Annotated in this window: 1 protein-coding gene; it reads right to left on the bottom strand. The window is 49.7% G+C overall.

The window, feature by feature from the left end; all coding sequences use genetic code 11:
- Nucleotides 1–697: IS5 family transposase (locus FDY93_RS19300; protein ID WP_138237389.1), on the bottom strand; the 697-nt coding region annotated here is incomplete at its 3' end.
- Nucleotides 698–764: the final 67 nt, after the last annotated feature.

Genomic DNA, 764 nt, shown 5'->3' with positions numbered 1-764 from the left:
TTTTATGCTCAGGTCGCTTCTCTACACCGAGATAGCCGGCATCTCCCCAAACTCGCGTTTCGTCGCCATGCAGTAATTTTTCCGTTTGCGTAATATCGTGCTCATTCGCTCCGGTGGTTTCAATGCTGTGAATCAAACCCAACCCATCATCTACACCAATATGCATCTTCATCCCAAACTGCCACTCATTGCCTTTCTTGGTCTGATGCATCTCTGGATCTCGCTTCCCCTCACGATTTTTTGTAGAACTGGGGGCGGCGATGATCGTCGCATCAACGATCGTCCCTTCACGCAGGGTCAGCCCATGTTCAGCGAGGTGCTTTTCGATCTCTCGGAATAACTTCTTGCCGAGACTGTGCTTCTCCAGCAAATGGCGAAACTTCAAAATCGTGGTTTCGTCAGGCAGACTATCTGACAGGCGCAGGCCCGCAAAGCGCCGCATAGACTCGATTTCATATAGCGCATCTTCCATCGCGGGATCGCTAAGGTTGTAAAACAGCTGCATGCAGTGGATACGAAGCATCACGGACAATGGGTATGGACGTCGACCATTGCCGATTTTTGGATAGACTGGCCGAATTCGATTCTCGAGCTTTTTCCATGGAATCAACGCATCCATTTTGGAAAGGAACTTCTCGCGGCGGGTCTGGCGCTTCTTGTTGCTGAATTCTGCTTCTGCAAAGGTCAATTGAGACATTGGATTAGGCACGAAGTTGGGTTTAGGCTATTTTACCGGAATTCGGGGGCTTAATCAGAGGTTCCCT

It is taken from the genome of Microbulbifer harenosus (assembly GCF_005771435.1).
In the GTDB taxonomy this organism is placed as follows: Bacteria; Pseudomonadota; Gammaproteobacteria; order Pseudomonadales; family Cellvibrionaceae; genus Microbulbifer; species Microbulbifer harenosus.
The sequence above is the reverse complement of the archived record's forward strand: the minus strand, read 5'-3'. Positions and strand labels throughout refer to the sequence as shown.